The organism is Rhodococcus sp. USK10, assembly GCF_019378875.1.
Classification (GTDB): domain Bacteria; phylum Actinomycetota; class Actinomycetes; order Mycobacteriales; family Mycobacteriaceae; genus Rhodococcus_F; species Rhodococcus_F pseudokoreensis.
In genome coordinates this window covers 249806-273762 of sequence record NZ_CP076048.1, presented here as the reverse complement: position 1 = coordinate 273762, position 23957 = coordinate 249806, and the positions used below count along the sequence as shown (strand labels likewise).

Genomic DNA, 23957 nt, shown 5'->3' with positions numbered 1-23957 from the left:
CGCAACCGACGACCGTCATGTCGGTCCGTCGACCACTACCTTCGGTGCACACTGGACTCAGCCACGCCGCCCGGATCGGTGCTCAACCGGAATCGCGGGCGGCGGTGCAGGAGGGCCGGATGTTCCACCGCGGCGACCACGTCGTCACCGAAACCCCGACGCTCGACGAGGATCTGCTCGTCGAGCCCGAAGGTCGCCGCCCGTGGGTCGAATTCCTCACGTCCACGCCCGGACGGCTGACCGTGCTGGGGGTCGCGCTCATCGCCGTGGTCATCGCCGCCGGCGTGCTCACGTCGGCGGCGGTCGGCGCGCGGCAACAGCGAGTCGAGGTGCTGCGCACCCACACCGAGCCGTTGGCGAACGCCGCCCAGGCCCTCTACAGCTCGCTGTCGATCGCCGATGCCGCCGCTACGACATCGTTCATCTCCGGTGGCGAGTCGGGTATCGGCGCGGAGCAGTTCACGCAGGCGGTGGGGGACGCGTCGAACGCGCTGGTCACCGCGACCAACGGGGTGTCGTCCCAGGATGCCGAATCGCTGGCACTGTTGTCGGACGTCGTGCGCAACCTGGCCGAGTACTTCAATCTCGTCGCCACGGCTCAGGCGAACGATCGGGCCGGCAACCCGGTCGGGGTGGCATATCTGTCGGATGCCTCCGCGCTCATGCAGGACACCATCCTCCCGTTGGCGGAGCAGCTGTATGTCCGTCAGTCCGACGCGGTCGCCGAGACCCAGACACACACGGCCCAACTTCCCGCGACCGCGTTCACGGTGACCGCGGCCGCGCTCGTCGCGCTCGTCCTCGCCCAGCTGTACGTGGTGCGGAAGAGCAAGCGCCGGTTCAACCCCGGTCTCGCTGTCGCGACCCTGCTCATGGCGGGGCTGCTGATCTGGCTGATCGCCGGAAGCCTGGTGTCGACGTCGGCGAGTGAACACGCGAGAACCGAAGGAACACAACCCATCAACACTGTTGCCCGCGCTCGTATTCTGGCGCAGCAGGCCCGCGCCGACGAGACCCTCGCCCTCCTGCAGCGCGGGGCCGACACCCAATCGGAGATCGATTACACGCGGCACTCCCAGGCGTTGTCCGACGAACTCACCCGGCAGCTGGACAGCTCGCACGGTGACGTCGCCGCGGACGACCTCCGCGACGCCATTGCGGCCCGCGACGGCTGGCTGGCCGCGCACCGGGACATCGAGATCGCCCTCGAGCGCGGTGACTACCCGACCGCCGCGGCGATCGCCGCCGGGTCCGGCTCCGGCACGTCGGCGGCGAAGTTCGCGGCCATGGACGAGGCCCTGCAGAACGCGATCGACCGACTTCGGGACGACGAGGCAAGCGCGGTGACCGACGCCTACCGGTCGATGTCATCCTTGGCGGTCGGTAGCATGATTATTGGCGTGTCCTGCGGATTCGCCGTCGGCGGGGGTATCTGGCCGCGACTGAACGAGTACCACTGATGACGCAGACGAGGATTTCGAGACCGGGGGCGAGGCCGTGTGTTCGGCACCTGGTCGGCATTCTCGCTGTGGTCGTCCTCGCCGGCTGCGCAGCACCCGACCCACTCACCCCGACGGTCGCGGGCACGTACACCACACGACCGATGACGAACGGTGCGCAGATCATCCCACCCACGAACAATCCGCCGCCTGCAGGACCGTCCCCCGAGTCGTGCGGAGCGCTCGCGAGCCTGCGGCCCGGCCCGCAGCCTCCTCCGGGACAGATGCCGCCCGGTGGGTCACTCGCCGAGATCGCGGCGCGCGGCCGGTTGATCGTCGGTGTCGACCAGAACACGAACCCGTTCAGCTTCCGCGACCCGACCACGGGCACCCTGCAGGGCTTCGACATCGACGTGGCGAAGGAAATCACCAAGGACATCTTCGGGGATCCGACGAAAGTCGAATTCCGGCTGCTCACCTCGGCCGGCCGTTTCACGGCACTCGAGCACAACGATGTCGACGTCGTCGTTCACGCCACCGCGATCACGTGCGAACGTGCCCAGCGCGTCGCCTTCTCCACCGAGTACTTCCGCGCTTTTCAGCGAATCATGGTTCCGCGGGGTTCCGACATCACGGGGCCGGCGGACCTGGCCGGAAAACGGGTCTGCACCTTCGTCGACACCACGTCGCTTCCCACCGTCCAACGGGTCGCGCCGGAGGCCACGATCGTCGCCGTCCCCGATTGGGACGACTGCCTCGTCACCATGCAGAAACGGCAAGCCGACGCGACCAGCACCTCCGACTCGCTCCTGGCCGGCCTCGTGTCCCAGGACCCGCATTTTCAGATCGTGGGACCACCGATGGAGGACGAAGAGCACTGGGGGATCGGTGTCAACAAGTACAAGGACGACCTGGTGCGGTTCGTCAACGGCACCCTCGACCGCATGCGCGCGGACGGCACGTGGATGCGCCTGTACGACCGGTGGCTCGCCGGTTCGCTCGGGCCGATCGCAGGCCCACCCCCGGCTACCTATCGAGACTGAGCGACAACGCAATTCGGCGTGCTGTGACATGGCGGCGGTGAGAAGATCCAACGCGATGTCGAGATTGCCGTCGATCTCCTCCGCGGCGCCCCGGAACTGAAGCGTATACGCCTCGGAGACGCGATCACCGACCGACTCCGCGACGGCGGTGGATTCCAGCAAATACTGCTTCGAGGTCGCGATATCGCCCTGAACAATGGCGTACCACCCGATCACCCACAGCCTTTCGCCATCTCCGGGCTGGGCTGCGGGTCGGCCGCGCGCACCTGATCCCTCCGGCGCATGGCTCCAGGTCCGGTGCGCAGTGCCAGCTCGTCGACGGGAAATCGATGAAGACGTTGCGATGCTCGGAGCTGCTCTCCGAGTTCGGTGGCGGTGGGACGGCTTTCTGGGGCGCCTGCCATCGCGCATTCGATGATGGCGCTGACGTCCTCGGCAATGCCGTGCTCCCGGGGGTCGGGAACGGGTTCGGAGGCGGGGCGGTGAACAAGCTGGCGATCCCGTCACCACGCCGGCGGTGGTCTCGAACCCGCCTGCGATCCGGGCGATGCCGAAGTCGGTGATGAGGATGTTGCCCGGTTCGACGTCGCGGCGCAGGATCTCGAGGCGGTGGGCGGTCTCCAGGGCACCGGCCATCCGGAAGTGCCGTCACCGCATCGTCGTGGCTGCTTCGCGTGGGGGCGTCCTGGGCACACACAACTAACTAAAAAGTTAGTCAGGAAAGTATGGTCGCAGTTGGCTTCCGGCTGGACCGGGGTTGCAATGCGAGGAAAAGGGGGAAAACGAAGTGATGCTCAGACGGCGCTTCATCCAGTCGGGACTGGCCGCGGTCGGTGGGCTGCTGGTAGCTGCCTGTACCGACCCGGTGTCCTACCTCGAAGGTGGCAGCAGTGCCGATGAGGATGATCAGCGGATGTGGCGAATGCCCGAGGAGGGGGAACCGCACAAGCGGACCTGGATGGCGTTCGGGGCGAGCGAGGAGATCTGGGGAGCCGAGCTGCTACCCGAGGTCCGCCGCAATCTGGCCACCATCGCCCAGACGATCGCGCAATTCGAGCCCGTCTCGATGCTGGTGCGCGAGGAGGAACTCGACCTCGCGCGCGAGCTCGTCGGCCCCGCCGTCGAACTGGTAACGGCCCCGCTCGACGACCTCTGGATGCGCGACACCGGCCCCGTGTTCGTCGAGGGCAACGGAGCAAGGGTGGGGGTCAACTTCAACTTCAACGGCTGGGGCGAAAAGCAGGACTTCGACCGGGACGCGGGAGTGGCGGACGTCGTGACACGCCACGCCGGCGTCGAATCGTTGCCCACGGACCTCATCCTCGAAGGCGGCGGCATCGAGGTCGACGGCGAAGGAACCGCCATCATCACCGAAAGCTGCGTGCTCAACAACAACCGCAACCCCGGATGGTCCAAGGCGGACGTCGAGGCCGAACTGGGACCGCTGCTCGGGCTCGACAAGATCATCTGGCTGCCCGGGATCGCGGGAAAGGACATCACCGACGGCCACACCGACTTCTACGCCCGCTTCGCCCGCCCCGGCGTGGTCGTCGCCGGGTACGATCCGGATCCGGAATCGTTCGACCACGACGTGACCACCCGCCACCTCGAGATCCTCGAGACGGCAGTGGACGCGCAAGGCCGCCCGCTCGAAGTCGTGGTACTCGAGGCGCCGGGTTCCGTCCGCCCCGCATTCGAATCGGACGATTTCGCGGCCGGCTACATCAACTTCTACGTCTGCAACGGCGCCGTGATCGCCCCCGAGTTCGGCGACCCCGTGGCGGACAAGGCCGCCAGGCAGGTACTCGAACGACTCTTCCCCGACCGTCGTGTGGTGCAGATCGACATCGACGCCATCGCCGCCGGCAGCGGCGGAATTCACTGCACTACCCAGCAAGAGCCCGCGGGCTGATCGCGCGCTGCGGCAACCGAGGTCTCCGCGGCGGCCGCACCGCCGCCTTCCCGTAAAGTGAGGTTCCGTGTCCGAACGTCAGACGTTGATTCTGGAAGCAGCCGTCCGTGTGATCGCGCAAAGTGGTGTGCGCGGGCTGCGGATCGAGAAGCTCGCCGCCGAGGCCGGGGTCTCGACCGCCCTGATCTACTACCACTTCCAGGACCGGGCAGGTGTGCTGCGCCGCGCCCTCGAGCACATCAACGAGCGGGCCGAGCGCTACACAACGGAGGCCCTTGCCTCGACGAACCCTCGGACCCAGCTCGAGCAGACGCTCCTGCTCGAAATTCAGAACACCCCCTCCGTCCGTGAAAACAGCATCGCCTGGGGCGAACTCCGGGCCACCGCAATCTTCGACGAAGACCTCCGCGACCAACTCCGCGACGCGACCCGCGCCTGGGCAACGGATGTCGAGACCCTCATCGTCAAGGCGCAGGCCGCCGAACTGGCCGACCCGGACGCCGACCCCGCCGATGCCGCCGAACGACTCACCGCCCTCATCGAGGGGTTGAGCGAACGCTGGCTCAGTGGATCCATCACCCTCGAACGGGCCCAGCAGCTCGCCGCCGGAGCGATCACGGCAGAACTCGGACCCCGGCCCTGACGGTGCCGAAACGCATCCGCCGACCGGTGTGCGCGTGCTCCTGGGTCCCGTTCTTCGGTCCCGTACCTCTTTTCATTTCGGCTGTTCCGCAATGTCATTCACACAGCTGACACCCGACCGCGGGATCTTGTCGACCTGCTGAGACAGCGGTTATCCGCGGCGACACGATGTTTGCCAGGTGGTGTCCGTGGGCGAAACGAACCGATTAGTATGCGCAGTTGATGCGACGGAGTTCGGTTGTCGGCACGGGCGCTGTCCGGCCGCGCGGGTCGTTGCGGTTCCGGGTCGAACGAAGGTGGTTGCGGTGGAGTTTCCGATGCTGTCCAAGGGGCAGAACCTGTCCCTGCCCGCGGATGTGGAGCAGATCGACGTGGTGCTCGGGTGGACCGAGTCGGAAGTCGAGGTCGACGCGTCCGCGTTGCTGCTGAACGCGGACGGGAAGGTGCGCTCCGACGCCGATTTCGTGTTCTACAACCAGCCGGAGTCGACCGACGGATCGATTCGGTTCCTGGGCACGAGCGGCACCGAGGAGGGTGCCCAGGCGAGGATCGCGATCGATCTGTCCGCCGTGCCGGACGATGTCCACACCGTTGCCCTCGCAGGCAGTGTCGCTGCCGGCCAGTTCGGTGATCTCGGCAAACTCGCCCTCCGGGTCGTCGACGGCGCCGGGCACACGTTGGCGGAGTACGTCACTGCCGATGCCACCACCGAGTCGGCATTCGTGTTCGGCGAGGTGTATCGCCGCAACGGCGACTGGAAGGTTCGGGCGGTCGGGCAAGGCTGGGACTCCGGGCTGGCGGGGTTGGCCACGGATTTCGGAGTCGACATCGACGACGACCCAGATCCCGCACCCGCCGACGCGCCATCCGATCGTGAGAATCCTGACGTAGCGGTGACGGCCGACTCCGACACCCCGCAGTTGGTGCCCGAACTGCCCACCACACCGGTCGCACCACGGAAAGCGACGACCCGGGGTGTCCGCACCACCAAGCGGGCGGTGAAGAAGTCGAAGCCGCTCGTATTCGGTCTCGCCGAACAGGACACCTGGCAGCCGGCGCGGTTGTTCTCGGTCGTAGGTGTCGGCGCGGGTGAGGAGCAGGAGCGGCGTGCCACGTCCGCACTGATCGCGACGATGCAGGCGGTGCGTCCGTTCGCACGTGCGGTGTGTGCCCGGGTGGGGGCTCCCACGGGCACTTCGAGGGTTACGTGGAGGTGCCGTACGAGCGGGGCGAGACGAAGGTGATTCCCGATGCCGTCCTGAAGGTTTCCCGCGGTAGCAGGGTGTGGACCGGTCTGCTCGAGGTCAAGACCGGCAGCGGCAAGTTGAAGAAGGAGCAACTCGAGAACTATCTCGACGTGGCTCGGAAGAAGAAGTACGACGTGGTGGTGAGCCTGTCGAACGACGTCCCGGCCAGCGCGGGGGAGTTGCCGGTGGAGGTCGACCGGCGCAAGCTCGCCAAGGTCGCCCTACGGCACCTGTCGTGGGCGGAAGTGGCACATGAGGCACGGATGTTGCTGTCCCACGGCGGAATCGACGACGATCTGCAGGCGTGGGTCCTTGCCGAGTTCTTGCGGTACCTCGATCATCCACGTTCAGGGGCAGTTGAGTTCGTCGACATGGGCCGGCACTGGGTCACGGTCCGCGACGCGGTCACCGCGGGCACTCTGCGCGCCGGCGACCAGAAAGCCCTCACGGTGGCCGACACCTGGGTGTCTCTGTCCCGGCATCTCGCCCTGCGCCTGACCGCCGAGTTGGGGGTCACCGTCAAACACGTCCTGCCGCGCAGGCACAGTACCGATCCGGTGGCCCGCAACGCGGCGGTTGCCGAGCGGTTGGCGGCCGACGGCGTGTTCGAGGCGGTCCTGCGGATCCCGGAGACTGCCGGTGATCTCGTGGTGATCGCGGATGTGCGGACCAACAAGATCCGCTGCCGCACCACGGTCGAGGCGCCGAACGAGGGAACCTCCGGTCGCCGGCTGTCGTGGCTGCTCAAGCAACTGAAGGATGCCCCCGGTGATGTGCAGGTGGAGGCGGTGTTCTCGGAGCGAGGGAACGAAGCCTGCGAGCACATCGCGGCGGTGCGGGCCGATCCGAAAGTGCTCACGCCGGCAGGTCCGGGGACATCGTGTCCTTCTGCCTCGAGCAGTCATTCCCGATGGGTGGTCGAAGGTCGGGAACGGCGACGAGTTTCATCAGCAGCGTGACGTCCTCGGCGGACGCGTTCTACGGGACGGTGGTGCAGCAATTACGGGAATGGGTGCCGGCTGCACCCAAGCAGACCGAGCAGCCGAGGAGTGCAGAACCCGAAGACGAATAGCGGTCGGCCGACATGTGGTGGGACCTCGAGCTCACAGCGTCGGCCGGTCCAGCGGCCGTGGGAGCGGCGCGAGTGCGCCGGCGCCGCGCAGCCGTTCGTACGCGCGAACCACCGGGTCGATCTCACCTGACGCGGCGATGTGCAGAAGCACGCCGCCGTCCGGAACAGCCCGACGGCTCGCCTCGAGGCCGTCGGGTATCAGGGCGGCCCGGGCCGGGCACAGGTAACCGAACCGGCCGACGACAGGATCGCCGACTACGAATCCGGCGTCGTCCTCGAGGACATCGAGAAGGTCGTCGTCGGTGACGTCGCCGAAATCCGGTTCCCACACCGACGCGAGCATCGCGAGCAGTTCGGATTCGGGGACGACGGCACCGTCGGGCGCGTCGACACCCATCACCAGCGACTGCAGCAGAAACTGCGGGGTACCCCCGGCCACGCCGGAGAGTTCGACCGACCACCCGGCCTCACCGGTGCAGACCAACCGCAACCCGGTGCCCGTCAGATCCGACCACGCCTCCGCCTCCTGCGCGACCAGAAGAACCGCCGTCAGCTCATCCGGCGCACACGCGGTATCCGGTCCCGACGCGTGCACCTGCCGCCACGCGCCTCCTGCCGGCGACGCGGCTTCCGGCAGCAGCCGCGAAACCTGTTCCAACGTCAGCCGCCATCGCCCCGCCAGCGCTTCGACCGGCTCCGGCCGCGGCCCCCAGAAGGCCCGTACGACGCGTCGCATGCGAATGCGTCCTCCTTGTCCCGCAAGTATCGGCCCCGCCGAGATCGGCGAGCGTACTTGCGGGCACAGTGTATTGGCGATTGCTGCCGTACGACCGAACGCCGAATGCGAGTGTCCATTCAACCAGCGCTGGAATTCCTTGTTCCAGTTGGCCCTGCGCTGATCGCCGCGAGTAGAGCATCGGCTCGCTTCACCTGGCGATGCATCCCGAACGCGTCGGCAAGTAACAAAGCAGCCGACCCGGCGAACAGCCATGTCAGGAGTGAGCCACCCTCGTCGGCGAAGTCGGTGAGCGTGACAAATGACATGATGAGGCCAGCAGCAAGCATTACCCAGCGGCCGCGGGCGACCGACTGCCGGTTCTCGATCAGTCGCGTTCGCCACGACCCGATGTCTGCGTTCGGTGGCAGCGCGCGGTTGCTGATCGCCGTCGACACCTCACGTTTCGCGGCCAGGCTTGGGCTGCGACCGCTCTTGATCAGCCAGAGCGGCACGACGGCGCCCACCGCGCCACCGACAATCACGATGATCGGATCCATGGATTCCTCGCTGGATAGACGTTGTTGGCAACAACAGGATTCGCCGGAGCTCCGCGCACCGAAACGCATCCCAGGGCTGGAAGTCGACCCCCTTCGGCCTGGAACCCCAGACCCTTCTTGCCGTCAGAAGTCGTCGGGACCGCGCGCCTCGAGGACGCCGTTGCTGAGGGCGAGGGAGACGAGTCGGGAGCGTTTCTGATTCTGAGGGAGGTCCTCGATCTCGAATGTGCTGAAGAGGGCACGGAGATGGGTCTTGACGGTTTCGGTGCTCAGGTGCAGAGCGTCGGCAATCTGGCGGTTCGAAGCCGGGATGGGATGGTCGGTGCCGTCGTGGAACGGCCGGCACAGTTCGGTGAGGACAGTGCGCTGGGCGGGTGTGAGAACGATGTCGACGTCGATGGTGTTCCCGATGTGGGTGACGCCGCAGTCCGTACCCGGCTCCCCGTGGTAGGTGAGCATGCTCTCGCCGACTTGGATGACGTCTCCGGGGTGCAGAGTCTGGCGCCCTTGCAAGCGGGTGCCGTTGACGAAGGTGCCGTTACGGGAGAGGCCGTCGTCGGTGATGGTCCAGTGGATTCCGATGCGTTCGATGGTGGCGTGTAGGCGGGAGATGTCCGGGTCGGTCGGCAGCGACAGGTCGGCGTACGAGGAGCGGCCGATGACGATCGGGGAGTGGTCCGGGATGAGAGTCATCTCGTCGGTACGCCCGCGGTCGGTGTACGAGAGAACAGAGTTCGTCACTGGGAACTCCCCTTTCGGCCTTCTGGCGGTCTGTGCGGTGTTGTCGATTCAGGTTCCTCCATCGTGGCGCGAAGGGGCGGGCCGTGTTAGACCCCCTGGGGGTGGTGTCCGGCCACCCCGGGATCGAGTCGGCGAGTGGTACGGACCGCGACAGATCGGGGTGTCAGCCGGAGGCCTTGCGCTCGGGGCATTCGCGTGCCACGCTCATATGCATGACTATTGGAAAGGCGGACTCCGCCACAATCGCGTGAGCACCGCGCCGCTTCGCCCGGTGGCTGCACGCCGAGCGACATTCCCCGATAACAATGATCCCTCCGCCGAATGCATGTCCGGTGTCGGAGCTGTGCGTGACGCATGGCTCGGGCACGGGTTGCGCGCCTGGCCCTCCGATCGCACAACAGCGGAATCGGCCGTCGAAACACTGTATCGGCGATCAGGATTCCGCGAACCGGGGTTCGTCTGGGTGCCGTCACCCCCAGCCGGTTCGGACCTCATCGCCGTCGAGGGGTTGGCGACGACGCTGTCGTTTGCCGGCGACCGCGTCGAGTGCGTCTCCGTTCGAATAGCAACCATGCTGTCGGAATCGCGCAGACGCATGGACACACTGATCGCCCGAGGGAGATCCGACTGGCCGCACGAACGCCGGGCGATCGAGACCGCGCGAGCCCAGTCGCCCGACGACTCTGCCCGCGTAGGCATCAGTCCGAATGCAATCATCCGAGCCGCCGTGTGGGATTCGTTGCGCACGAGCCTTTTCGACGGGGTCGCGGCTGCGATACGAACATTGATGCCCGCCGTCGTCGGAGGGGTGAGCTGGTATGGACAGCAAGAAGCACATCGGGTCGCGTTCTACGACACGTACCGCCGGTTCGGGCTCGCCAGGTTCCGCTCCGACGACGTCGAGCTACTCGACCTCCATACCGCCCTGACCGGCGCGACCGGGTGGTGGTGGGCGTTCGACAACGTGTGCGTGATGGCGGAACGCCCCACCGCCCTTCATACCGAGCCCATACCGGGCCGTGTACACAACGAACGCCGATTGCACCACCCGGATGCGCCTGCGCTCGAATTCGAGGACGGTCATTTGCTTTTCGTGCATCACGGGGCCATCGTGCCCGACTGGGTCGTGCTCGAGCCGACTGTCGAACGCATCGCACGCGAACGTAATGTCGAGGTCCGCCGATGCGCGATCGAGCGCATCGGATGGGACACCTACATCGACGAGGCCGGGCTCGCGCTGATCGACCGAGCCGATGATCCCGGCAATGTCGGTCACACGCTGCAGCTTTACGTGATATCGGACGGCTGGGGCCGCAGCGATCACATCCTGCTCGCCGTCAATGGTTCTCCCGAACGCGACGGACGTCGGCGACGATACGGGATCTATGTGCCGACTCGGATTTCGTCGGCGTTGGATGCCGCCGCGTGGACCTACGGCATCAACGGCACCGACTACGCCCTTCTCGTTCGTCGAACCTGAAACCGAAACCCGGAACTCCAGAGGTGATTCGCATGAATTCGATCATGACCCTGTCCGATCTCACGGCCCTCACAGGCCTCGATGTCTTCGACTATCTCGACCAGGAAGTATCGGTACCCGTCATCGACGGTATGCAGGCACAGGGCGACCTCATCGTAGTCCCGTATTCGCTTGTTGCCGATATTGTCACGCCCGGCCCATGGACGCGGTCGGAGAACGTACCGCTGTCGGGAGTGGAATTGCTGCGGAGCGCTGCGGGCGGAAACCCGCACAGCCTCGTCGCCGACGAAGGCATGTGCATGTGGTCGACACCGGTGAACGACCCCCGGCGCCTCGCGCTCGGCATCCTCGACACCCGCGTTACCGCCTACCTCATCCACCCCGAGCACGGAGCCACCGGCATCGCCCCTGGTCGGTATGTCATCGGACGCCAGCGGGAACGGGGCGTCGGGCGGTTCTTCGAGCGGACGCACTTCGTCGTCGATTGACGTCCGGGATTTGTCCGACTCGGCTCTTCCCGTCGCGCAGGGCACGCCGCGCCGCGGTCCTGCCGACGCGTGCGCGTGGTGGCAATGTGTCCGAGTCCATCGCAGAACCCTCTCGATGTCGACGAAGCCTGCGCTCACCCCTTCGCGGAATGCGTTCCGGTCATGAGGGCTGCGAGGTCGTCGGGTTCGAGGAACGACGGGGGCGGCGGTGGTCCCCAGGCGTAGAGGCCTTGGAGTCCGTGCAGCACTTCCGGGGACCAGAGTTCGTCTTCGGGGACGGTGTCCATGTCGGAGTAGTACTCGGAGAAGTTCCCGGCCGGGTCCTTGAGGTACCAGAAGAAGTTCGCGCCGGCGTGGTGGCGGCCGAGTCCCCAGATGTGGCGTTCGGGGTTGTTCTCGAGCATGGTGTGGGCGCCGCGGCCGACCTCGTCGACGTCGTCGACCTGCCAGCTGGTGTGGTGCATGAAGTTCACCGGTGCGGCCATGACGAGGACGTTGTGGTGTTCGACGGAGCAGCGCAGGAACGCGGCCTTGTCGCCCATGTAGTCGCTGACCTTGAATCCGAGGCCGTCGGTGAAGAACTTCATGGTGGTTTCGAGGTCGGTGGACCCGAGTACCGCGTGGCCGAGTTTGCGGGGGCGTACCGGGTCGGTGCGGGTGAGGAACGGGGCCCGTCCCCAGCGATCGATCCGGCCCGGACCGTTGTACGGCGTCGGCGACACCGCGGGCTCGATCACGATCCGGGGTCGCACCGCCACGTGCACCACCGTGCCGGTGATCGGTTCGACGGCGCTGACGGAGGTGCCGTCGTGCTGGATCGCCAGACCGAGCCTGGTCAGCCGCGCGGTGATGGCGGTGATGTCGTCGGGGTCGTCGGCGGCGACGGTCAGCTCGACCAGCCGCCGGGTCGGTGCGTGCACGATGTGGAGTTGTTCGCCGCCGTTGCGGGTGGCGAACACCCCGCGTCCGCGGTGCTCGAGTCCGAAGTCGGAGTAGTAGGCGATGGTGTCGTCGACGTTGGGGACGCCGATGGTGACCTTGCCGAGTCCGTGTAGTGCCATGGCGTGGTGTCCTTACTGCGCGTCGGGTTCGGCGACGAAACGCTGGTGCAGCTCGCCGATGCCGTCGATCCAGCTGTCGAGTGTCTCGCCGGCCTGCAGGAACCGTTGCGGTTCGCGGCCGACACCGACGCCGGCGGGGGTGCCGGTGAAGATCACGTCGCCGGGGTACAGGGTGACGGTGTGCGAGAGGGTGGCGACGAGTTTCGAGACGGGGAAGATCAGGTCGCGGGTGCGGCCCTTCTGCATTTCCTCGCCGTCGATGGTGCAGCCGAGTTCGAGGTCGTCGGGGTCGGCGAACTCCTCGGGGGTGACCAGCCACGGTCCTTGCGGGGAGAACCCGGCGAAGGATTTGCCGAGACCGAATTGTGGTGCGGGGCCACGGGTCTGGGTGATCCGTTCGGAGATGTCCTGTCCGGCGGTGAGCCCGGCGACGTGCGCCCAGGCGTCGGCGGCGTCGATGTTGCCGGCTTCGCGGCCGATGACGGCGACGAGTTCGACCTCCCAGTCGACGTTGCCGCCGGTGGGGATGATCACGTCGCTGTCGGGGCCGGTGAAGCTGGAGGCGTACTTGGTGAACACCGGCGGCAGGTGGGTGGGGGATTCGAAGCCGGATTCGGCGGCGTGGGCGTGGTAGTTCAGGCCGACGGCGAACACCTGCCGGGGAGCCGGCGAGGGTGCACCCAACCGGGTGCGGTCGATCGGGAAGCTGTCGTCGGCCAGAGCCGAGAGGTCCTGGACTGCGGCCCATTCGGTGACGTCGTCCCAGGCTTCGTAGAGGGCCTGCAGGCTCGGGCCGAACCGGCCGTGGGAGGCGTGGGCGATGTCGACGGCCCGCTCGGCACCCTTCTCTCCGAGGACGAGGGCGGCACGATGGTCGATATTGGCGATACGCATGAAAGGGGTTCTCCTGGAGTGAGGTCAAACGGTGGTGGATGCGGGGTGGAGACTGGTGGGGGATGGGTCGAGGATCTGCAGTCGGTTGCGGTATTCGCTGAGCAGATCCGTCAGTTGGGTGTTGTCGGTGACGGCGCCGAAGATGTAGTGATCCGGCCGGACGAGCACCGCGCTGATGTTCTGTCCACGGAACCACCGAGTCCATCGACCGGTCGCGTCGAGCAGATCCGGTGCTCCGGACTCCTCGACGGTCTTCAGCCGTACTCCGGTGCCGGCGAGGAGCCGCTGCAGTGTCGGGTCCGAGTGCGCGACATCGGTGTCGCCGAGTACCAGCAGGACCGAACCGAAGCCGGTGACCTCGTCGAGGAGGTCGCTGTGGGCGCCGATCCGCACCGGAAACTGCGGTGCGAGGGTCCCGCGCAGCGCGCCGCCGTGAGTGTCCTGCGCGGTGACGCCGTCTCCGAGGACGGGAAGGGCAGTGACCGGTAGGACCTTCGCGGGGTCGGCGCCGCCGTCAATCATGCGGACGTCGCGTTCCGTGGCCTTCTCCATGTCGAGGACGCAGATGACCCGCCCGAGTTCGACCGACATCGTGACCGCGTGCTGCAGGTGCACGTTTCGTTCGGACGAGTACGAATCGAGCAATGCGAGGTCGGATTCTCCGCGCAGGACGCGATCGAGCTTCCACGACAGATTGGCTGCGTCGCGGATGCCCGAGCACATGCCCTGCCCGGCGAAGGGAGGCATCTGGTGCGCGGCGTCACCGGCGATCGCGAGGCGGCCGGAGTTCCACCGGTCCGCCCACCGCGCGGCGAACGTGTAGACGGCGTGACGCTCGAGTTCGCTGTTCTCCGGCGTCCGGTCCCACTCTCGGAGCAACTCCCATGCCTTCTCCGGCGTGTTCAGTTCTTCTCTCGTCTCGCCGGGCAGCCGCATGAACTCCCATCGCCGACGCCCCGGTCCACCCGACACGACCGTGGTCGGTCGGGCGGGATCGCACAGCTGCCAGTTCTGTGGCGCCCACTCGCAGTCGTCGAGCGGAATGGTGTCGACGATCAGCCAGTCGAAGAAGAAGCCCTCGTCGTGCATGGTCGCACCCATGCGCTCACGGACGAAGCTGTTCGCGCCGTCGCAGCCGACGACGAAACGTGCTCGCACCTGCCGCTGCTTGACGATCGTGCTGGTGAACGTCACCACGACGTCGTCTGCGCCCTCGTCGATTCCGACCACTTCGGCGCCGCGCAACAGAGTGACGTTCGGCATCGTGGCCACTGCCTCGGCCAGCACCTTCTCGAGCTGCGGCTGGGAGAAGAAGCTCGCTGTCGGCCAGCCGTTCGGGCCGTTCCCGGACCAGTCGATCCGCACCAGCGCCTCTCCCGCCGCATTGCGCCATTCGTAACAGTCGGGCACCGCCTCGGAGATCGACTCGACCTCCTCGGTCAGGCGCATCGATTGGAAGACACGGCCGATCTCGTCGTCGAAATGGACGGCCCTCGGGAGTGGGTACGGCTCCGGCCAGCGTTCGACGATCACCACGTCGTGGCCGCGCAGGCCGAGCATCCGTCCCAGCGCCAGTCCTACGGGCCCGGCGCCGACGATCACGACATCGTGGGTGTTGTCCTGCATGTTCGTTGCTCTTCCTCGGGTACGAGTGCAATAGGACGTCAATTGAGCCCTATTGAGCATGTTCAATAGACACAGCATGCTGTGACCCGTGCCGCATGTCAAGAGACTCGACCCAATCAATCCGTATCGAGCATGCTCAATACGGTAGAATCAGCGTTGGCCCGGCTCTCGGCGATGAAGCGGCGGTGGGCACGACGAAACGAGGACACGATGACCGATCTCGCGCAGCGGATGATGATGGACGCATCTCTGAGCCGGACCGAGCAAGCTGCGCTGGCCATCGGTCAACTCGCGGAGCAGGCGCCGCACGGTGCCCGCCTCGGCACGAAGAAGGAACTTCAGGAACAGTGCGGTGTCGCGAAGGGCACCTTCAACGAAGCTCTGCGCATTCTGCAATCGCGCGGGGTGATCACCGTCCGGTCGGGACCCGGTGGGGGACTCTTCGCCGCATCACCCACCCCCATCGCGCGTCTCGGGAACTCGATCCTCTCCCTCGATGCCGCAGAAGGAGACGTCGCCGATGCCGTACGCATCCGTGACGCTCTCGACCCACTGCTCATCGAGGACGCACTCGACCACAGTTCGGCTGTCGACATCACTCGTATGCGCGCCGCGCTCGACGTCATGCGGCAGACCGCCGAGGCCGGCGACGCGACGGGATTCGTGCGAGCCAACTGGGAACTGCACGCCGCCATCGCCCGAGTGAGCCCCAACGCAATCCTGAAGTCGATCTACCTGAGCGTCCTCGATCTGATCGAATCCCACACCGTCTCCGTCGAACCGGCCGGAGACAGACCGTTGCCGGAATACATCGCCGAACGACAGCAACTGCACGTCGATCTCGTCGACGCACTGGATCGCCGTGACCGGGACGCGGCCCTCCGACTCATCCATGCGCACAACACAACACAACACGAACCCGAGGCCGCGCGCGTCCACACGGCCTGATGCCGAGTACCGGGACGCCGCGGAAATTAGGGTTGTGAGATGGGAATCGGTAGCCGGGCGGCACGGGTCGACGACGTGCACGAATCGGCTCTCGGCATGCCTCACGTCACCGTCACCCACGGCCCTGGCGGCAATCCCGTCTACCAGGTCGGAGGCAAGTCGTTCGTGTTCTTCCGCAATCCCCGACCCGATGCGACGGACCCCGACACCGGGGAACGCTACGACGACGTGATCGTGTTCTGGGTGCCGTCCGAAGCCGACAAGCAGGCGCTGGTCCGCGACCGCGCGACACCGTTCTTCACCACCCCACACTTCGACGGCCACCTGTCGGTGCTCCTGCGGGGGAGCCGCATCGGCGAGTTGTCCCGGCAAGAATTGGTGGAGCTCGTTCAGGATGCGTGGCTCTCGCGCGCGTCGGCGCGCAGGGCAGCAACCTGGCTCGGCACGCACCCTCCCGCGTGACCCAGGATCCGGCGGCGATCGGACTCGGTAATCGGTTACGCGGCGTAGGCCGGGCGCAATAGTGTGGAAACCGGCGGGGTCGGGCTGTCCGGGCACCCGATCCCGTGTCCGGAACGGGTGAGAGGCTGACCATGTCGGGTCGGACTGCGAATGCCAGGCGGATGTCGTTGCGGACGTTGCTGTGGCTGGCGATCGGGATCCTCGTGGCCCTGTTCGCCGTTTCTGCCGCGTTTTCCGTGTACGGGAGACTGGTGGTTCGTGCGTCCGAGAACGTACTCTCCGAGCGCCTCCTGCCCGCGCAGCATGCCGTGTCGGATCTGACGACCGCCTATGTGGACCAGGAGACCGGGCAGCGCGGTTACGTGCTGACCGGTGATCCCAGTTTCCTCGAACCGTACGACGCAGGCAGGGACGCCGCGGCCGCGTCCCTGTCGGATCTGAACGCGCTGCTTGCCGGCGACGCCAAGGCTTCGGCAACGCTGGACGCGGTCGTCGAGGCGGCGAACACCTGGACCGCGCAGGCCAGTGAGCCGGAGATCCTCGCTCGTCGCAACGACGAGATAGCGGACGAGCAGGTCGTGGCCATGACTGCCACGGGCAAGGAATTGTTCGACGGGCTGCGTTCACAGCTTCAGGACCTCGATGCCCTGACCGATGAACGGGTGACCGAACAGGTCGATCGGGTTCGCTCGGCGCAGATCATGGCAAATGTCGCGACCGCCCTCGCGTTCGTTCTCGCGATCGGCACCGCGATAGCCTCCCTGTATCTAACGCGACGATTGCTGACCCGGCCGATCGAGCGTCTCGTCGCCGATATCGGCGCGGTGGCCGAGGGCGACTACGAGCGGGAAATCGGCACCGACGGGCCGAGGGAAGTGTCGATGATCGGCGGCGCCGTCGACACCATGCGGACCAGTCTGCTCACCCAGAACCGGCAACTGGTGCGGGCGGAACACGAACGAACCCGCCACGACGAACAGACCCGGATGGCGGCCGATCTGCACGACCTGACGATTCAGCGCGTGTTCGGGCTGGGGCTGGCATTGACCTCCCTGGCTCGACGGCATCCCCGCCTCGCCACGGATCTGGATCCGCTGATCGACGAAACCGACAGCATCGTTCGCGGATTGCGCGCGGTCATCTTCGACCTACAGATCGGTGCGACGGAGCTGTCGAACGGGTCCGCAAGTTTGAGTGCGGCGGTCGGTGAAATCGTCGAGAGCAGCACGGCCGCACTCGGTTTCACTCCCGACGTGTGCCTGGACGGGCCGGTCGACCAATTCTCGGGCCACGACGCCGGTCCGGAACTTCAGGCGGTGCTCCGCGAGGCCCTGAGCAACGTTGCCCGTCACGCCCATGCGACATCGTGCCGTGTGATGGTCGCCGCCGACGACGACCGTCTGGCGTTGAGCGTGACCGACGACGGTACAGGGATGGGCGCGGACGTCATCCGGGGGCACGGGCTGGCGAACATCTGCAACCGAGCCGCGCAACTCGGCGGTCGTGCCGTCATCCGCGACGGCGCGCCGGGGACAGTGGTCGAGTGGGAAGTGCCCGCGTCCTGATCGCGATGGCTACGCGGACCACTCGATCAACGGCGGTCGCACTGCAGCGCACAGGGGATTCCCGCGGGCGTCGGTGAGTCCGAGTCGCGCAGTGATGCGTCCAGCCGCCGCCGCCGCGTCCGCGGTGGCCCGATCCACCCCGTCCCACATCAACTTGGCCCGCCGGAACATGTCGAATTCGCCATCTCGGCCGATCGACCCCCACGACAGGTAGACGAAGCGCCCGCCGGGGCGGCCCTGTACGTACGGACCGGTGATGTCGAGACCCGTCGGCGTCGGGGTCGTCTTGCACTCGAGAACCCAGCGGGCCGTGGTCGCGTCCCCTGGATGCATGTCGAGAAGATCGCCGGGAGCGCCGCGGCGCTGCACGGCCACATGGATGTTGTCGTAGCCGGGGAAATCGGCCCCCGGCGGGCACGACGATCCGGGAAGGTCGGTTGCCTCGATCACGAGTTGCACCAGTCCATCCAACCACCCGTAAGAACCTCTGTGCGGGCGGTCGAAGAGTGGGTGGCGCACCAAGTTCGCCCCGCTGCGGTGAGTTTTCCCGTCACCTCCGGTCTGTACTGGTGTGAGGACCCACGAAGCGTGTTGGAGCGGACAATTTGCCGCGCTACATCGACGGCAGAAATTTCAGGCCGGCGGTCTGCAGCTTCCTGAACAACAAGGAGAAATCTCATGACCACGACACCTCCCGCCACCGGAGCGTCCGCCGCGACACCCGCGCCCACGGACGGAACGACGAAGAAGGCCCGAGTCGCAGGGCTCGTCGTCAGCGCACTCGCGGTGCTGTTTCTCCTCTTCGACTCGCTCATCCACATCGCGAACACCCAGATGGTGCGTGAGGCGATGGCAGAACTGGGCTTCGCCGAGAACCTCAACCGCGTGATCGGGGTGGTTCTGCTGGTGTGTCTGATTCTCTACATCGTGCCCATCACCTCGATCCTGGGCGCCGTGCTGCTCACCGGATACCTCGGTGGAGCGGTCGCTACCAACATGCTCACCGAGCAACCGATCGTCAGTACCACCCTGTTCCCGATCTATGTGGGCATATTCGTGTGGGGCGGGCTGTACCTCCGCGACCCGCTGGTGCGCTCGATCATGCCCGTTCGGCGCGCCTGAACCATCCGCGCGGCGACTCGTGACGACGAGTCGCCGCGCCTATTGTGGTGCGACGTCGTGTGTTCGAGCGAAAGGGCGCCTCATGGGTGGTGTGCGGTTCCGGTCCCCGTCGACGGGACGCAGTATTCGTGCCGTGCTGTTCGATACGTTCGGCACCGTCGTCGACTGGCGCACCGATATCGCCTCCGCTGTGGCGGGCTACGCGGAACGCCATCGGCTCGAGTTGGACGCAGCCGCGTTCGCCGACCGGTGGCGGGACCGCTACCAGCCGTCGATGGAACCCATCCGGTCCGGCGCCCGCGAGTTCGTGACGCTCGATACCCTGCACCGCGAAAACCTCGACGCCGCGCTCCTCGAATCGGGCATCGACCCCTCGGATCACGACGCTGGAGAGCTGGACGAGCTCTCGCGCACATGGCACGAGCTCACTCCGTGGCCCGACAGCGTGCCCGGTCTCACCGCAATCCGGTCCGACTACATCATCGGTCCGCTCTCGAACGGCAACACTTCTCTGCTGCTCGACATGGCGAAGAATGCCGGAATCCCGTGGGATGTCATCATCGGCTCCGATATGAACCGGATCTACAAGCCGCATCCCCGGGCCTATCTGCACACCGCGCAACTTCTCGGTCTCCACCCGGGCGAAGTCATGCTCGCGGCCGCACACAACGGCGACCTCGAAGCCGCACAGGCTGCGGGCCTGGCGACAGCATTCATTCTCCGCCGCCTCGAACACGGACCCCATCAGACGACCGATCTCGCGCCGACAGGCAGCTGGGACATCTCGGCGACCGGTATCACCGATCTCGCAGCCCAGCTCTGCGCGGCATCGCCCGGGTAGTTCGGCACGTGTCAGGTGATACTTGACGTCGATGCCAGCTTCTGTCAGGCTTGTCCTGACAAAATGGGAGATCGACATGGAACTCGTAGACCGTGCAGTCAGTGCCGATATCGACGCCGCTGCGCGTGCCGTGATCACGGCTGCGGCAGCCGAAGCGAGCCGTTACGCCGACGAAATCATCGGCACCGGGCCGCTTCCCGGCACGGCGGAATGGGATGCCGAGCAGAACACGGACATTCCGAACCAGCGCACCCTGGCCTGGCATCTGTTGAGTCTTCGCATCCAGCTGGCCGCCGGGCTGGACGGCATCGAAACCGTTCTCGGACTGCGTTTTCAGGGCGCGACGTGGGCAACGATCGGGAAGGCCGCCGGAATGACCCGGCAGTCCGCGCACGAGCGGTGGGGTGCCCGCACGACAGCCCTGCTCGACCCGATGGGGACCGGCCTTCCGCAGACAGTTGCCGACGATGATCCCGAGGTCGCCCGGTAATTGCGGAGTCAGTCCCGGTACTCCGGGGACGGCGGTGCGGGCGCCGGGCCGAGCGGCGACAGCCAGCGATCGTAGAGGGCAGTCCAGGTTCCGTCGGTGCGCACTCGCTGCAATGTGCCGTTGACGAACCGGACCAGGTCGTCGTTGCCGGGCGCGAGGGCGATGGCATACCGGGCGGAATCGGAGTCGGGACCGACGATGTCGAGATTCGGGTCCTGGGCAACGAGGCCGGCGAGAAGGGCAGCACCCACGACGGCGTCGACCTGCCGTTGCTGGATGGCCATCAGGCAGTCGTCCCAGTCGGGTACGGCAAGGATCGTGGCTTTGGGGGCCATGCGCGACAGCGCCGACACGGACGCCGGATCGTCGTGCGTGCAGACCCGTCGCCGTGCCAGGTCCGCCGGCTCGGATATCCCGGACCCGTCCCGCACGATGAGTCGGCGGGGCGTCTCCAGATACACCGTGGAGAAGGCCAGATCCTGGGGGCTCTCGCAGGGCAGTGCTATCGGGCGCACGATCAGGTCCGCGTCCCCGTGCGCGAGCATGTCGGCTCCGTCGTCGGAACCGAGTGGGCGGAATTCGACCTTGCCGGGGTCGCCGAGCAGGTCGCGGGCGACCTCCCGCGCGACGTCGACGCCGAAGCCGGTGAGGGTGCCGGTAGTCGGATCGCGGAAGCTGAACAGGTTGGTGTTCTGATCGACGGCGACGATCAGGGTTCCGCGGGCCCGGATCTCGTCGAGAGTGCCGCCGATGCCGGCAATCCCCGGACGAAGGCTCGCCGTCGGTGCGCAGGACGACGGCTCCGTGGCGGGTGGCGGCGATTCGGCCGGTTCGATGATCCGGGCGCCGACGGACACGGGGAACTCCGTGAAGTCTCCGGAGAACATCGGGGTGGGTGCATCGGGCGCCCCGCAACCGGCGATCAGCACAGTTCCGAACGCGAGGCTCCCGAGCCGCCGGGTGAGGCCCGGCCGTCGTGCGTGGAAAGGTCGCACCATCAGTGATACTCACTCACTCTGGGCTCGATCCCCGCGATCACGGCGAGCGCCGCGGAAACGGCGAGCACGACGGCACCCACGGCGAGCGCTGCCATCGTCCGGTACGACTCACGCATCGCGTCGAGTTCCTCGGCCCGCAGCGCGATGATGGCATCTTCGAGCGATTCGTCGAGGGCCCGGAACTGGGCCGTCGACGCCGTCGATCCCGGGCCGACCGCAACGTCCGCCGCACCCTGGTAGTCGCCGTCCGCAAGCTTGCGCTGCAGTTCCCGGTGCGCGTTCCGCCATCCCTCGAAACTTTCGGACGCATCGTCGATCGCCGGTACGTCGACGGCATCCGGTGATGCGTCCGAGTTCAGAATCGCGGTCAGGGCATCCGTGTGCCGGGTGTAGTCGCTGCCTGCCGGATCGAAACCGGGCCGGAGCAGTCCGAGCGTCTCGTCCGCGCGGGCCTGCTGCGCGAGGATCCGCGCCTTCGTGACCGCCGCGAGAGGCTCGGCGCCGTCGATCCGCGCGCGTTCGCTCGCCGATGTCGACAACAGCCCCGCGACCACGATCCACACGACGAGCGCAGTGAGCAGGACCGTCGCGCACGCAAGCCCTGGATTGACCCGACGGCGACTTCGATGCGCCACGTACGCATGCGCGACGGCGAGGACGACGACCCCCGCCGACGCAACCACGATTGCAGTGACGGGCAGTCGCGCCGTGTGGGACTGGGTGTCGGCCACGGCGCCGGCCTGATCGTTGTAGAGACGTTCGGCCAGCGGCAGGATGGTGTCCTGCATCAGAGCCGACGCGGTTCCCAGGTACGCCACCCCGACCGGATTTCCCGCGGAGTCGTTGGACCGTGCCGTCGCCACCAGGTCCGTGTACACGGCGAGGTGCCGCGACATCTCGGTGAGCAGGCGCAGCGAGTCCACATCACCGGAGGTGACGCCGTACGACGCGGTGACGAGTGCGTTCGACGCGTCGCCGATCGCCTGGTTGTACCGGTCGCGGACCGCGAGCGGTTCGATGGCGCCCGCGATGAACGACGACGTCGCGGCGGCGTCGGCGATCGACAGCGAGCTGAACAGGTTCTGTGCGGCGTCCGCCAGCGGTTCGGTATGGGCGCGAAGGGTTTCCATTCGCTGCTGTCGCGCATTGATCACGGCGGACATCACGACACCGGCCGTCAGCGCCACCGCGACGAGGACGACAGCGAGGACGGACAGACGCCCGGGCGTCGACTCCAGGAATTCGCGCCACGGGCGTCGGCGGATGTCGGGTTCGACGAGCAGGGATTCTTTCAGGAGGTGCTCGTCCGCCGGCGAAGTGTCACGCTCTCCGCTGGATACGGTGCCGCGGTCCTGGTCGAACACCCACTCCTCCTCATCCCTGCACTCAGTGTGCGCCGATCGGTGCCGGAAAACACCGAAAGCATCGACGAGCGCGCGTAGCCGCCCGCGCCCGCGGGTATGCCCAGATGAGGCATGATCAGCCTGGAGGTCCTCGGATCATGAAGACGAGCGTCGTGAGCGCAAGAGTGCGCGCGTTCGGTGTCGCAGCCTCGGTCGCCGCGATGGTGCTCGGGGCGTGCGCGGCCCCGCCGCCAGGCGACGACGGGGCGAAGAAGGTCTATTTCTTCCTGCCGAACACCACGACTACCCGGTTCATCGAGCGAGACGAGCCCTTGTTCACCGACTTCCTCGAACTGTTCGCGCCCAAGGCCACCGTGACGGTCCGCAACGCCGAGGGCGATCCAGGCCGGCAGCAGAGCCAGGTCGAGTCGGCGATCGCGGACGGCGCGTCGGTGCTCGTGCTGATCTCCGCGGATGCGAGATTCTCGGGAGGAGCGTTGACCGCCGCCGCCGACGCGAACGTTCCGGTGGTGCTCTACGACCACGACGCGGTCGGCGGACCGGCGGAGGTTCAGGTGATCTTCGATCCGCTCGAGGTCGGACGACGACAGGGGAGTCGCGCCGCGGATCTGATCGCCGCGATGCCCGGCGACGGTCTGAAGGTCGCCAGGGTGCAGGGCAATCTGGGTGAGTACGGAACCCGCCAGTTTCTGCTCGGTCAGAACGAGTATCTGCAGCCGCTCATCGACAGCGGCAAGATCCGCGTGGTCTGCGAGACCACGATCGACGACTGGGACCCGGCCGAAGGTCAGGCATTCGCGGACGAATGCCTGACCCGGGAGAACAACGACATCGACCTGTTCGTCACCATGAACGACGACCTGGCGGGCGGAATCGTCGCCGCCCTGGCCGGCCGCGGGCTGGCCGGACGGATACCGGTCACCGGGGGACAGGATGCCAATCTCGGTGCGCTGCAACTCATCGCACAGGGCTCCCTCGACAACACGATCTTCAAGAACCTGTCCGACCAGGCGAAGGTCGCCGCACAGCTGACCACGTCGATCCTGCACGGCGAGGACCTACCCGACAACATGATCAACGGCACGATCGACAATCAATACATGGCGGTGCCGACGGTGTTCCTGCCCGTGCAGAACATCACGAAGGACAACCTCCACGTGGTGGTCAACTCCGGCTTCTACACCTGGCAGCAGATCTGCGCACCGGATCCGGACTCGACGGTGTGCCGGGAGCACGACTGAGCCGTA

The 23957-nt window shown here is 66.7% G+C and carries 22 protein-coding genes and 2 pseudogenes; 14 read left to right on the top strand and 10 right to left on the bottom strand.

Features of this window, described 5'->3' with window-relative positions; translation table 11 throughout:
* Nucleotides 1-17: 17 nt before the first annotated feature.
* Nucleotides 18-1460 (top strand): hypothetical protein, encoded by a 1443-nt coding sequence (locus I1A62_RS08110; RefSeq protein ID WP_124393764.1) that lies wholly within the window; start codon nucleotides 18-20, stop codon nucleotides 1458-1460.
* Nucleotides 1460-2482 (top strand): glutamate ABC transporter substrate-binding protein, encoded by a 1023-nt coding sequence (locus tag I1A62_RS08105; RefSeq protein WP_124393765.1) that lies wholly within the window; start codon nucleotides 1460-1462, stop codon nucleotides 2480-2482. Before I1A62_RS08110 ends, I1A62_RS08105 begins: the two co-directional genes overlap by 1 nt.
* A 248-nt stretch (nucleotides 2483-2730) precedes the next feature.
* On the opposite strand, the pseudogene I1A62_RS46215 reads toward I1A62_RS08105, so the two are convergent.
* A pseudogene (locus I1A62_RS46215) lies at nucleotides 2731-3121 on the bottom strand (protein kinase); the annotation flags it as partial.
* 151 nt (nucleotides 3122-3272) lie between these two features.
* Here I1A62_RS46215 and I1A62_RS08100 point away from each other — a divergent pair.
* The 3 genes and pseudogenes from I1A62_RS08100 (at nucleotide 3273) to I1A62_RS08090 (ending at nucleotide 7355) form a co-directional block, all read left to right on the top strand.
* The gene (locus I1A62_RS08100; protein WP_219458453.1) at nucleotides 3273-4394 is read left to right on the top strand and encodes an agmatine/peptidylarginine deiminase; all 1122 of its coding nucleotides are present in this window, start codon (nucleotides 3273-3275) and stop codon (nucleotides 4392-4394) included.
* Nucleotides 4395-4461: 67 nt separating this feature from the next.
* Nucleotides 4462-5037 carry a TetR/AcrR family transcriptional regulator gene (locus tag I1A62_RS08095; RefSeq protein ID WP_206011310.1) on the top strand — a complete coding sequence of 192 codons (576 nt, stop codon included), beginning with the start codon at nucleotides 4462-4464 and terminating at the stop codon, nucleotides 5035-5037.
* Between the two features lie 304 nt (nucleotides 5038-5341).
* Nucleotides 5342-7355: pseudogene (locus I1A62_RS08090) on the top strand (TerD family protein).
* Nucleotides 7356-7386: 31 nt separating this feature from the next.
* Here I1A62_RS08090 and I1A62_RS08085 read toward each other — a convergent pair.
* The 3 genes from I1A62_RS08085 to I1A62_RS08075 all read right to left on the bottom strand — a co-directional run bounded on the left by I1A62_RS08085 (nucleotide 7387) and on the right by I1A62_RS08075 (nucleotide 9371).
* Nucleotides 7387-8091 (bottom strand): hypothetical protein, encoded by a 705-nt coding sequence (locus I1A62_RS08085; RefSeq protein WP_219458452.1) that lies wholly within the window; start codon nucleotides 8089-8091, stop codon nucleotides 7387-7389.
* 119 nt (nucleotides 8092-8210) lie between these two features.
* Nucleotides 8211-8630 carry a hypothetical protein gene (locus tag I1A62_RS08080; RefSeq protein WP_219458451.1) on the bottom strand — a complete coding sequence of 140 codons (420 nt, stop codon included), beginning with the start codon at nucleotides 8628-8630 and terminating at the stop codon, nucleotides 8211-8213.
* 123 nt (nucleotides 8631-8753) lie between these two features.
* Complete coding sequence (locus I1A62_RS08075) at nucleotides 8754-9371, bottom strand: FHA domain-containing protein (protein WP_124393770.1); 618 nt, start codon at nucleotides 9369-9371, stop codon at nucleotides 8754-8756.
* Between the two features lie 247 nt (nucleotides 9372-9618).
* Here I1A62_RS08075 and I1A62_RS08070 point away from each other — a divergent pair, with 247 nt between their 5' ends.
* On the top strand, nucleotides 9619-10851 hold the full coding sequence (locus I1A62_RS08070; protein ID WP_219461107.1) for a DUF6745 domain-containing protein: 1233 nt from the start codon (nucleotides 9619-9621) through the stop codon (nucleotides 10849-10851).
* Nucleotides 10852-10883: 32 nt separating this feature from the next.
* Nucleotides 10884-11339, top strand: a complete 456-nt coding sequence (locus I1A62_RS08065) for a hypothetical protein (protein WP_219458450.1) — start codon at nucleotides 10884-10886, stop codon at nucleotides 11337-11339.
* Nucleotides 11340-11473: 134 nt separating this feature from the next.
* Here I1A62_RS08065 and I1A62_RS08060 read toward each other — a convergent pair whose 3' ends face one another.
* The 3 genes from I1A62_RS08060 to I1A62_RS08050 are packed head-to-tail and all read right to left on the bottom strand — an operon-like array spanning nucleotide 11474 to nucleotide 14920.
* Nucleotides 11474-12400: a VOC family protein gene (locus tag I1A62_RS08060; protein WP_219458449.1), complete on the bottom strand. Its 927-nt coding sequence runs from the start codon at nucleotides 12398-12400 to the stop codon at nucleotides 11474-11476.
* A gap of 12 nt (nucleotides 12401-12412) precedes the next feature.
* Nucleotides 12413-13294 (bottom strand): fumarylacetoacetate hydrolase family protein, encoded by an 882-nt coding sequence (locus I1A62_RS08055; protein ID WP_219458448.1) that lies wholly within the window; start codon nucleotides 13292-13294, stop codon nucleotides 12413-12415.
* Nucleotides 13295-13318: 24 nt separating this feature from the next.
* Nucleotides 13319-14920 (bottom strand): bifunctional 3-(3-hydroxy-phenyl)propionate/3-hydroxycinnamic acid hydroxylase, encoded by a 1602-nt coding sequence (locus I1A62_RS08050; RefSeq protein WP_124393775.1) that lies wholly within the window; start codon nucleotides 14918-14920, stop codon nucleotides 13319-13321.
* 210 nt (nucleotides 14921-15130) lie between these two features.
* Here I1A62_RS08050 and I1A62_RS08045 point away from each other — a divergent pair, with 210 nt between their 5' ends.
* The 3 genes from I1A62_RS08045 (at nucleotide 15131) to I1A62_RS08035 (ending at nucleotide 17895) form a co-directional block, all read left to right on the top strand.
* Nucleotides 15131-15868, top strand: coding sequence for a FadR/GntR family transcriptional regulator (locus I1A62_RS08045; RefSeq protein WP_124393776.1), 738 nt, complete (start codon nucleotides 15131-15133; stop codon nucleotides 15866-15868).
* 39 nt (nucleotides 15869-15907) lie between these two features.
* Nucleotides 15908-16330, top strand: a complete 423-nt coding sequence (locus I1A62_RS08040; RefSeq protein ID WP_219458447.1) for an MmcQ/YjbR family DNA-binding protein — start codon at nucleotides 15908-15910, stop codon at nucleotides 16328-16330.
* Between the two features lie 161 nt (nucleotides 16331-16491).
* The gene (locus I1A62_RS08035; RefSeq protein WP_257890725.1) at nucleotides 16492-17895 is read left to right on the top strand and encodes a CHASE3 domain-containing protein; all 1404 of its coding nucleotides are present in this window, start codon (nucleotides 16492-16494) and stop codon (nucleotides 17893-17895) included.
* 9 nt (nucleotides 17896-17904) lie between these two features.
* On the opposite strand, the gene I1A62_RS08030 is transcribed toward I1A62_RS08035, so the two are convergent.
* On the bottom strand, nucleotides 17905-18354 hold the full coding sequence (locus I1A62_RS08030; RefSeq protein WP_219458445.1) for a DUF5990 family protein: 450 nt from the start codon (nucleotides 18352-18354) through the stop codon (nucleotides 17905-17907).
* 219 nt (nucleotides 18355-18573) lie between these two features.
* Here I1A62_RS08030 and I1A62_RS08025 point away from each other — a divergent pair, with 219 nt between their 5' ends.
* The 3 genes from I1A62_RS08025 (at nucleotide 18574) to I1A62_RS08015 (ending at nucleotide 20348) form a co-directional block, all read left to right on the top strand.
* Nucleotides 18574-19017 carry a DoxX family protein gene (locus I1A62_RS08025; protein WP_124393779.1) on the top strand — a complete coding sequence of 148 codons (444 nt, stop codon included), beginning with the start codon at nucleotides 18574-18576 and terminating at the stop codon, nucleotides 19015-19017.
* Between the two features lie 82 nt (nucleotides 19018-19099).
* On the top strand, nucleotides 19100-19858 hold the full coding sequence (locus I1A62_RS08020) for a haloacid dehalogenase type II (protein WP_124393780.1): 759 nt from the start codon (nucleotides 19100-19102) through the stop codon (nucleotides 19856-19858).
* 76 nt (nucleotides 19859-19934) lie between these two features.
* Entirely contained in the window at nucleotides 19935-20348 is a 414-nt protein-coding gene (locus I1A62_RS08015) for a hypothetical protein (protein ID WP_124393781.1), read from the top strand.
* An 8-nt stretch (nucleotides 20349-20356) separates the two neighbouring features.
* Here the strand turns inward: I1A62_RS08015 and I1A62_RS08010 are convergent, their stop codons facing one another.
* Both I1A62_RS08010 and I1A62_RS08005 read right to left on the bottom strand, forming a co-directional pair.
* Nucleotides 20357-21346, bottom strand: coding sequence for a glutamate ABC transporter substrate-binding protein (locus tag I1A62_RS08010; protein ID WP_219458444.1), 990 nt, complete (start codon nucleotides 21344-21346; stop codon nucleotides 20357-20359).
* Entirely contained in the window at nucleotides 21346-22710 is a 1365-nt protein-coding gene (locus tag I1A62_RS08005; protein WP_219458443.1) for a hypothetical protein, read from the bottom strand. Before I1A62_RS08005 ends, I1A62_RS08010 begins: the two co-directional genes overlap by 1 nt.
* A gap of 137 nt (nucleotides 22711-22847) precedes the next feature.
* Between I1A62_RS08005 and I1A62_RS08000 the strand changes: the two genes are divergently transcribed.
* Nucleotides 22848-23951 (top strand): substrate-binding domain-containing protein, encoded by a 1104-nt coding sequence (locus tag I1A62_RS08000; RefSeq protein ID WP_257890724.1) that lies wholly within the window; start codon nucleotides 22848-22850, stop codon nucleotides 23949-23951.
* Nucleotides 23952-23957: the final 6 nt, after the last annotated feature.

Excerpts from the sequence above, each read along its gene's own strand:
- I1A62_RS08105 (WP_124393765.1), top strand. The coding sequence starts at position 1,460 with ATGACGCAGACGAGGATTTCGAGACCGGGGGCGAGGCCGTGTGTTCGG.
- I1A62_RS08085 (WP_219458452.1), bottom strand. The coding sequence starts at position 8,091 with ATGCGACGCGTCGTACGGGCCTTCTGGGGGCCGCGGCCGGAGCCGGTC.
- I1A62_RS08015 (WP_124393781.1), top strand. The coding sequence starts at position 19,935 with ATGGAACTCGTAGACCGTGCAGTCAGTGCCGATATCGACGCCGCTGCG.
- I1A62_RS08010 (WP_219458444.1), bottom strand. The coding sequence starts at position 21,346 with ATGGTGCGACCTTTCCACGCACGACGGCCGGGCCTCACCCGGCGGCTC.
- I1A62_RS08045 (WP_124393776.1), top strand. The coding sequence starts at position 15,131 with ATGACCGATCTCGCGCAGCGGATGATGATGGACGCATCTCTGAGCCGG.
- I1A62_RS08110 (WP_124393764.1), top strand. The coding sequence starts at position 18 with ATGTCGGTCCGTCGACCACTACCTTCGGTGCACACTGGACTCAGCCAC.
- I1A62_RS08100 (WP_219458453.1), top strand. The coding sequence starts at position 3,273 with ATGCTCAGACGGCGCTTCATCCAGTCGGGACTGGCCGCGGTCGGTGGG.
- I1A62_RS08080 (WP_219458451.1), bottom strand. The coding sequence starts at position 8,630 with ATGGATCCGATCATCGTGATTGTCGGTGGCGCGGTGGGCGCCGTCGTG.
- I1A62_RS08025 (WP_124393779.1), top strand. The coding sequence starts at position 18,574 with ATGACCACGACACCTCCCGCCACCGGAGCGTCCGCCGCGACACCCGCG.
- I1A62_RS08060 (WP_219458449.1), bottom strand. The coding sequence starts at position 12,400 with ATGGCACTACACGGACTCGGCAAGGTCACCATCGGCGTCCCCAACGTC.
- I1A62_RS08065 (WP_219458450.1), top strand. The coding sequence starts at position 10,884 with ATGAATTCGATCATGACCCTGTCCGATCTCACGGCCCTCACAGGCCTC.
- I1A62_RS08055 (WP_219458448.1), bottom strand. The coding sequence starts at position 13,294 with ATGCGTATCGCCAATATCGACCATCGTGCCGCCCTCGTCCTCGGAGAG.
- I1A62_RS08040 (WP_219458447.1), top strand. The coding sequence starts at position 15,908 with ATGGGAATCGGTAGCCGGGCGGCACGGGTCGACGACGTGCACGAATCG.
- I1A62_RS08035 (WP_257890725.1), top strand. The coding sequence starts at position 16,492 with ATGTCGTTGCGGACGTTGCTGTGGCTGGCGATCGGGATCCTCGTGGCC.
- I1A62_RS08000 (WP_257890724.1), top strand. The coding sequence starts at position 22,848 with ATGAAGACGAGCGTCGTGAGCGCAAGAGTGCGCGCGTTCGGTGTCGCA.
- I1A62_RS08020 (WP_124393780.1), top strand. The coding sequence starts at position 19,100 with ATGGGTGGTGTGCGGTTCCGGTCCCCGTCGACGGGACGCAGTATTCGT.
- I1A62_RS08050 (WP_124393775.1), bottom strand. The coding sequence starts at position 14,920 with ATGCAGGACAACACCCACGATGTCGTGATCGTCGGCGCCGGGCCCGTA.